9 protein-coding genes and 1 pseudogene are annotated in these 7775 nt (G+C 39.0%); 2 read left to right on the forward strand and 8 right to left on the reverse strand.

What is annotated here, in order from left to right; genetic code table 11:
* Together GQR46_RS13005 and GQR46_RS13010 are read right to left on the reverse strand one after the other, a co-directional pair.
* A pseudogene (locus GQR46_RS13005) lies at nucleotides 1-320 on the reverse strand (transmembrane cytochrome oxidase associated protein); the annotation flags it as partial.
* Complete coding sequence (locus GQR46_RS13010) at nucleotides 310-1050, reverse strand: SURF1 family protein (RefSeq protein WP_165741167.1); 741 nt, start codon at nucleotides 1048-1050, stop codon at nucleotides 310-312. The pseudogene GQR46_RS13005 and the gene GQR46_RS13010, both read right to left, overlap by 11 nt.
* A gap of 14 nt (nucleotides 1051-1064) precedes the next feature.
* Between GQR46_RS13010 and GQR46_RS20820 the strand changes: the two genes are divergently transcribed.
* Nucleotides 1065-1373: a DUF2909 family protein gene (locus GQR46_RS20820; protein WP_076916441.1), complete on the forward strand. Its 309-nt coding sequence runs from the start codon at nucleotides 1065-1067 to the stop codon at nucleotides 1371-1373.
* Here the strand turns inward: GQR46_RS20820 and GQR46_RS13020 are convergent.
* The 5 genes from GQR46_RS13020 to lexA form a co-directional block, all read right to left on the reverse strand.
* Nucleotides 1276-2151: a cytochrome c oxidase subunit 3 gene (locus GQR46_RS13020; RefSeq protein ID WP_165741168.1), complete on the reverse strand. Its 876-nt coding sequence runs from the start codon at nucleotides 2149-2151 to the stop codon at nucleotides 1276-1278. The two genes, GQR46_RS20820 and GQR46_RS13020, sit on opposite strands and share 98 nt — an antisense overlap.
* 35 nt (nucleotides 2152-2186) lie before the next feature.
* Nucleotides 2187-2717, reverse strand: coding sequence for a cytochrome c oxidase assembly protein (locus GQR46_RS13025; RefSeq protein WP_002959612.1), 531 nt, complete (start codon nucleotides 2715-2717; stop codon nucleotides 2187-2189).
* Nucleotides 2717-4309 (reverse strand): cytochrome c oxidase subunit I, encoded by a 1593-nt coding sequence (gene ctaD / locus GQR46_RS13030; RefSeq protein WP_165729067.1) that lies wholly within the window; start codon nucleotides 4307-4309, stop codon nucleotides 2717-2719. The genes GQR46_RS13025 and ctaD overlap by 1 nt, the downstream gene beginning before the upstream one ends.
* Entirely contained in the window at nucleotides 4309-5451 is a 1143-nt protein-coding gene (gene coxB / locus GQR46_RS13035) for a cytochrome c oxidase subunit II (protein ID WP_024594300.1), read from the reverse strand. The genes ctaD and coxB overlap by 1 nt, the downstream gene beginning before the upstream one ends.
* Nucleotides 5452-5934: 483 nt before the next feature.
* The gene (gene lexA, locus GQR46_RS13040; protein ID WP_007584941.1) at nucleotides 5935-6552 is read right to left on the reverse strand and encodes a transcriptional repressor LexA; all 618 of its coding nucleotides are present in this window, start codon (nucleotides 6550-6552) and stop codon (nucleotides 5935-5937) included.
* 167 nt (nucleotides 6553-6719) lie between these two features.
* On the opposite strand from lexA, the gene GQR46_RS13045 reads away from it, so the two are divergent.
* Nucleotides 6720-7160, forward strand: a complete 441-nt coding sequence (locus GQR46_RS13045) for a PaaI family thioesterase (RefSeq protein ID WP_007584940.1) — start codon at nucleotides 6720-6722, stop codon at nucleotides 7158-7160.
* Here the strand turns inward: GQR46_RS13045 and GQR46_RS13050 are convergent, their stop codons facing one another.
* Complete coding sequence (locus tag GQR46_RS13050; protein WP_008138697.1) at nucleotides 7161-7541, reverse strand: hypothetical protein; 381 nt, start codon at nucleotides 7539-7541, stop codon at nucleotides 7161-7163.
* Between the last annotated feature and the right edge of the window lie 234 nt (nucleotides 7542-7775).

Below are 7775 nucleotides of genomic sequence, written 5' to 3' on the forward strand. Positions count from 1 at the left end.
CATGGTAGGTTTTTATTGTCGGGACTTCCCATTACAGCCATATCAACCTTGCCTTGGTTTTTACCAAGTGCCACATATAAATTATTAAGTGCATTGAGTTGTTCGCTGCATGGGGTGTTACATTCGTTTGAATAATTAAGTGCGATAGTCCATTGCTTGGGATTATTTTGCGGCCAATTTTTAAGTTTTATTTCTTGGCTTAAAAACTCGCCATTATTAGTAATTGCAGTAGGCAACCAATCAAACTTTAATGCGCCATATGCCAAAATTAATGGGATAGCGCAGCAGCCCACAAACAACACAAGGGGGTTATTTTTCATTATGTGTCCTTTTTTTACTCGCAAAAATAGCCACAACAGCACATGCAATAGCAATTAAAAACCATTGCACAGCGTAGGCATTATGCTTTTGAGGGCTCATAACAACTGCCTCATAATGAGGTGTTGCAATCTCATCACCAGTACCTTGTCTGTAAGCCATAAAATTAATTAATGATTGCTGGCTTTGAGTGTTCAGCATATTCAAGTCGATAGATTGGATTCTTGTAGGTAAGTCGTTATTTATAGTTTTATCTTCAAGCGTAAAGCTACTTAGGTTATTTTCTTTTATTTGCGCTTTAAGAATAAAAACACCTGTAGGCAAAGTAACCTTTGGCAGTGTATCTCTAGATATAGGCGCTTTTACCCATCCTAAATTAACTAAAATCACTTTTTCTTCGCTGGCTGGCTTTAGTAAAGCAAGTAGGTCGTACCCTACTTGTCCGTTATAAACTTGATTATCTAAAAGCCAATATTGGTTTTGTACAAACCGCCCTTTTAACTCAACCAATACACCTGTTTTGTTCCAGCTATCAGGCAGGTTATGTAATTGAGACCAACTCATCACACCACGAGTCTGTTGCTTAGCAATAGCGGTTAGTTGCTGCTGTTTTTGCTCACCCCGCTCCAACTGCCAAAATCCTAGTCGCACACACACAAGTACAACAACCACAACCATACAAAGTGTGATTAGTGAACTAAGCTTTTGTTTGTGCCATAAAACTAACTGCATAAAGGGTCAACTCAGTGATTATTAAAATTATTATCGTACTGTTGTTAATATTTATACTTTTTAACTTATTTAGAGCATTGTTTATTATGGTGTCAGGGAAAACTGGGGGACGACCTATGTCTCACTTTTTAGGTCGTCGCGTATTGTTTTCGGTCGTTGTTTTAGTTGTTGTTATTGCAGCGCTTAAACTTGGTTTTATTAAAGCAAATAATTCGCCAATAAACGCTACAGCACATATACAAATACAAACAAACACAGCCACACCACATCAACAAAGTGCCAATACCAAGCAGCTGCTTGAAAAGCAAAATGCTTATCTTTAGTAAAGTGCCCTTTTAATATCCGTAAAAATATTACAAATAAAAGTACGGTTCCTAACGTTACATGCATGCCATGAAAACCAGTCAATAAAAAGAACGTATTACCGTAAATGCCCTCATCTAGCGTTAGGTTAAGGTCATTATATGCATGCATGTACTCCTCAACTTGCAGCCCTAAAAAGCAAACGCCCAATAAAATAGTAGCGCCTAAAAAAACTTTAAGTGGAGTGCGTTTATTGTTTTCCATCGCTACGTGGGCAAAATGTAAAGTAACTGAGGAAGTAAGCAGTATTAAGGTATTTATAAGCGGTAAGCCTTGCCAGCCCATAGCTTGAGTAGTTTCACCAGCAGGTGTTGAAACTAGCGGCCAAACAGCTTCGAAAGTTGGCCATAAAACCTCGTTAGTCATTGCATTATTGCCTGCGCCTCCAAGCCAAGGTACCGACAATACGCGTGCATAAAAAAGCGCACCAAAAAAGGCCATAAAAAACATAACTTCAGAAAAAATAAACCAGCTCATACCTTGTCTAAAAGAGCGATCCATTTGTGCTGAGTACAAACCTTGGTCCGATTCATTAATTACATTTTTAAACCAGCTAAACAACATATACACAAGTACAGCAATACCGGCATAAAGCAGATAAACCCCGCTACCACCTTCTTTACCTACACTCATAACAGTCAAGCCTGCCCCTACTGCAATAAAAAACAATGCAACAGCACCTACAATAGGCCATGGGCTTTGCTCAGGTACGTAATAATGCTCATATTCTTGATTCATTTTATTTACTCCTAGTTTCACACTAGTTTAAAAAGCTAGTTGTTACTTGCCACCAGCTGTTCACTAATATCAAATACGGTATAAGATAAAGTTAATTCTTCAATATCGCTCGGCAGTGCGGTATCAACATAAAAAAGTAATTTAAATTCAAGTTCTTCCCCTGCTTTTAGAGGTTGCTGATCAAAGCAAAAACAGGCTATTTTGTGTAAATACTTTGCCGCTTTACCTGGCGAGACTGATGGTACAGCCTGCATTACTTTATCTAGGTTGCTGTTATTTTTAGCACTAAACATTACTTCACGCATTGCACCGGGTTTTACCACTACACTGTATTCTTTTGATTTAACTTCAAACGGTGCACCACTTTGTGCGTGAGTAGTAAAGCTAACGCCGACTTCTCGGTTTTGTACTATTTGTGTACTTTGCTCTGCTTGCTCAAGCGAAGGTTTTCCATTAAGCCCTGTTACATCACAAAACACGTCATACAAAGGTACTAAAGCAAAGGCAAAGGCAAACATGCCTATGCAAATAAGTACCAAACGTTTGAGTAGCGGTGCGTGTGTCATTACTTAATTACCGGCGGCGTAGAAAAAGTATGATATGGCGCTGGAGAGTCAACTTCCCACTCAAGCCCTTCTGCCCCTTCCCATACTTTTGCAGGCACTTTATCACCGCCACGCGCGCATTTAATTACCACAGCTACAAACAACAATTGCGATAAACCAAAGGCAAATCCACCAATACTTATGATTGCGTTAAAGTCGGCAAATTGAAGTGCATAATCGGGAATTCGACGCGGCATACCGGCAAGCCCTACAAAATGCATAGGAAAAAACAGTACGTTCACACTCACCAGCGATAGCCAAAAATGCCATTTAGCTAGCGTGATATTAAACATGTTGCCTGTCCATTTGGGTAGCCAATAATAAGCACCTGCCATTATCGAAAACACAGCCCCTGTTACTAATACATAATGAAAATGCGCCACTACAAAATAAGTATCGTGGTACTGAAAGTCAGCAGGTGTAATTGCCAGCATCAAACCCGAAAAGCCACCTAAGGTAAACAGCACAATAAACGCAATACTAAAAAGCATTGGCACTTCAAAAGTTATTGAGCCTTTCCACATTGTGGCAACCCAATTAAATACTTTTACTCCTGTAGGTACCGATATAAGCATGGTCGCGTACATAAAAAACAACTCGCCAGCGACCGGCATCCCAGTGGTAAACATATGATGAGCCCATACAATAAAGCTCAATAGTGCTATGGAGGATGTGGCGTATACCATTGAGGCATAGCCAAAAAGTTTTTTACGAGAAAAGGTAGGTACTATTGTAGATATAATGCCAAAGGCAGGAAGAATCATTATGTATACTTCGGGATGACCAAAAAACCAAAAAATGTGTTGGAACATCACCGGGTCGCCACCGCCTGCGGCATCAAAAAAGCTGGTCGCAAAATACTTATCGGTAAGTACCATAGTGACAGCTCCTGCAAGCACTGGCATTACCGCTATTAATAAAAAGGCAGTAATTAACCACGTCCATACAAATAAGGGCAACTTCATCCATGTCATGCCTGGGGCACGTAAGTTCACTATGGTTACAATCACATTGATTGCGCCCATTATTGAACTAATCCCCATAATATGTACGGCAAATACAAACAATGCAGTATTATCATTACTGTATGTTGTAGACAGTGGTGCATAAAAAGTCCAACCAAATGCAGGACCCCCACCAGGCATAAATAACGATGCCAATAGGATTAAAAACGCAAACGGTAAAATCCAAAAGCTCCAGTTATTCATTCTTGGCAATGCCATATCTGGCGCGCCAATCATGAGTGGTATCATCCAGTTAGCAAGGCCTGTAAAGGCCGGCATAACCGCACCAAACACCATAATTAAACCATGCACTGTGGTCATTTGATTAAAAAAGTGAGGATCGACCAACTGTAAACCTGGTTGAAATAATTCAGCTCTGATCACCATGGCCATTCCACCACCAATTAAGAACATGGTCAGCGAAAAAATTAAATATAAACTACCTATATCTTTATGATTAGTTGTGTAAAGCCAGCGTTTAAAACCTTTAGCTGGGTGATGAGCATGATGAGCTTCATTGGCGTTAGATTGTTCTACTATGCTACTCATTAGTTCGCCTCCACTTTGGCATCAAGTGCTGCCTGTATTTGACTCGGTTGAATAACATCACCCGTATCATTACCCCACGCATTACGTTTATAAGTAATAACCGCTGCTAATTGCTTTATAGATAACTGTTTGGCAAATGCTTGCATTGCCGTACCGGGTCGCCCATGGATAACTACATCAATGTGATCTTTTATATCGCCAAGCACTATAGGGCTGCCTTTAAGTGCAGGAAATACACCCGGTAACCCCATGCCAGTAGGCTGATGACATGCAGCACAATTGGCCATATATACTTGTTCGCCTAAAGTCATTAATTCTTCTTTTGGGAGGGTTTTATCAAGTAATGCGGCATCTGCTAATGCTGCTTTTTGTTTAGCTTGCTTTGCATCTGCAAGCCACGTTTTAAAATCAGCCTCAGATTTAGCGACCACCACAACGGGCATAAAGCCATGATCTTTACCACACAACTCAGCACATTGGCCTCGGTAAGTACCTTCTTCGTTTATGTTCGTCCATGTTTCGTTTATAAAGCCGGGATTCGCATCTTTTTTAACTGCAAAATCAGGTACCCACCAAGAGTGAATAACATCGTCAGAAGTCATTAAAAATCGTACTTTTTGATTTATTGGCAGTACGAGAGGTTTATCAACCTCAAGTAAGTAGTTAGGATTTTTATCTGCAAGATTCGCTATTTCATCTTGCGGGGTAGATAAAATAGAGTAGAACTCTACATCTTCACCCATATATTCATAATGCCATTTCCATTGCGAGCCTGTAATTTTAATAGTGAGATCAGCTTTGCTGGCATCTTCCATTGCAATTAGGGTTTTAGTGGCTGGTACTGCCATAGCAATTAAAATAACAAACGGGATTGCAGTCCAAAGTATTTCTACTTTAGTGCTTTCGTGAAATTGGGCAGGTACAGCCCCTTTAGATTTACGGTGATGAATAAGTGCCCAAAACATAATTGCGAACACTATCACCCCAATCACACAACATATTATAAATATGGTCATGTGCAGCTGATATACATTATTGCTTATATCGGTTACGCCTTTGCGCATATTGTATTGGCTGTTAGCCAAAACTGGGTGCGAAAAAACACATAATATAAGCCACAAGGTAGAGGTCAGTTTACCCATGTGACGGCTCCTTTGATGCTATTGCGAATGCAAAGCGAAGAGGCATACGGCTTAAACGCCAATTCGTTATTTTTATTTTTTTAGTCAATCTCATTTAATATTGATTGGTTTTGCTGCGCCAACAACGGGTTTGTGTATATTGTGTGTTCTCAAAACTAAAAAGCTGTGAGTTATTATTAGCTCAGCACATTAATAATTAGCTAAAAAATGAACAACAAGCAAGTTTTAGTATAAAAAACAATCAGGTGATATTGAGTAATTAATAAAAAATCAGTAACCAACTAGGTAACAGGAAGTTCAAAAGATGAGCAAAACAAAGGGGTTTAACGCATTCGGAGGGGGAAAATATAAGTGCAAAAAAGTTTACAGCTTAAATTGTCAGTGAGCTATTTATGCCCTATTTTTAGTGCGAATTTAAAACAGAAAATGCGTACTAATTAGTACGCATTTATAAAACTGCTTGTTTAAAAGCTATTTTTAAAGTCACATCCAATCAGCGTTTCTTATAACGCCAACGGCTAAGCCTTCAATATTAAAAGACTCATTCTCAAGATCTACTTCAATAGATTCAAAATCGTCGTTTTCAGCATGAAGTAATACTTTACGACCCGCTTTCTCAAGACGTTTTACAGTTACGTCTTCGTCTAGGCGGGCAACAACAACTTGCCCGTTTTCAGCGGTTTGAGTACGATGTACAGCAAGTAAATCACCATCCATAATACCAATATCTTTCATGCTCATACCGTTAACGCGTAGTAAAAAATCTGCAGCCGGTTTAAACATTAATGGATCGATTTTGCAGTGACTTTCAACGTGCTCTTGCGCCAAAATAGGTGAACCAGCAGCAACACGCCCTATAAGCGGTAAACCTAATTGTTCTGGCTCTTCTTCTTCAATTAACTGAATACCACGGCTTGCACCTGGTTTCATTTTAATTGCGCCTTTTTTAGCAAGTGCTTTTAAATGTTCTTCAGCAGCATTGGCACTTTTAAAACCTAATGTTTGCGCTATTTCAGCACGTGTAGGAGGCATACCAGTGTCTTTAATAAAAACTTTAATTAGTTCGAGTATTTGAGCTTGGCGGTTCGTTAATGGTCGCATACAACTGGTTTTCCATACAGTACATTTAACTGTGAGTATATACAGTTAAATAAAAATCGCAAATTTAAATTAAGCCTTAAAATAGCCAAAGTAATTTCACTTGTGTACATTTTAGGGATATAACTAACGCTAGGTTTATAAATGATTAAAAAAGCAAAGGAGTCATTATGAGTATTTGGTACCAGCCCATCACTTTAGAGCTGTGCAAGCAGTTAGAACAAGGCATTGATGGCCAAGGAACATTAATGAAAACCATGGGAATAGAAGTCACTGAAATTGGTGATGATTACTTAGTAGCCACTATGCCGGCAATTCCTGAGCATCATAACCCAATGGGAATGGTTCACGGCGGTGCTAACGTTGTACTTGCCGAAACAGTTGCCAGCTATGCAGCTAACTTTGTTGTCGATTTTACAAAATTTTACTGCGTGGGGCAGGAAATTAGCGCAAGTCATTTAAAAGCATCTCGCAACGGCACTTTAACAGCAACGGCAAGAGCGTTTCATATTGGCAAACGTAGTTCAGTGTGGGAAATAAAAATTACAAATAGCCGCAATGAGCTGTGCTGCGTATCAAAAATGACCGCAGCAGTCGTAGAGCGAAGATAGTTACTTTTCGATTGGGTAAATTGTAATTTCCATACCCGCACCAATCGCAGATATACGTAGTAATGTATCTGCATCTAAGGCTTGATTAAAGCACTTAGGGGAAGTGCCTGATTCAAAACCAATATCAAACGTTCTACGTGAACAGCTTAACCATTGCTTTAGCGCGTTACGCGAACACGATTCAATAAGCTCACATATATGGTTTATTGCTTTGTCAGGCGTGTTTACTACACCTGTTGCTTCAATACGCGCTAATTGACGGTATTCGTCTTTGTCATAATGTAAAATCGTCGCGACTTTTTTCAAGTCTGCCACTAGCAAACTAATATCTTGCTTTGATTCAAGCTCAAGATCTACATTTAAAAATTGAATTTCCGACATCGTTTCGTATTTATCCTCTAATAATTTCATTGCAAACTTTAACGCAGTTTTACCGTTATACCAAATCAACTATGCTCTATTAACCACTTTATATAGATATTTCGCAGCTTTTAAGTATTTTTTAGCGTTTAAAGCTAGCTGGATATCAAACACTCAGCTCAATTAAACAAATAAGTCATGTTAGCAATTTAAGTGTAATCTTTTTTATTTTTAAATGATTACAGTAAGCTATAG

Origin of the sequence: Pseudoalteromonas sp. Z1A6, from assembly GCF_011378745.1 — a bacterium.
In the GTDB taxonomy this organism is placed as follows: Bacteria; Pseudomonadota; Gammaproteobacteria; order Enterobacterales; family Alteromonadaceae; genus Pseudoalteromonas; species Pseudoalteromonas arctica.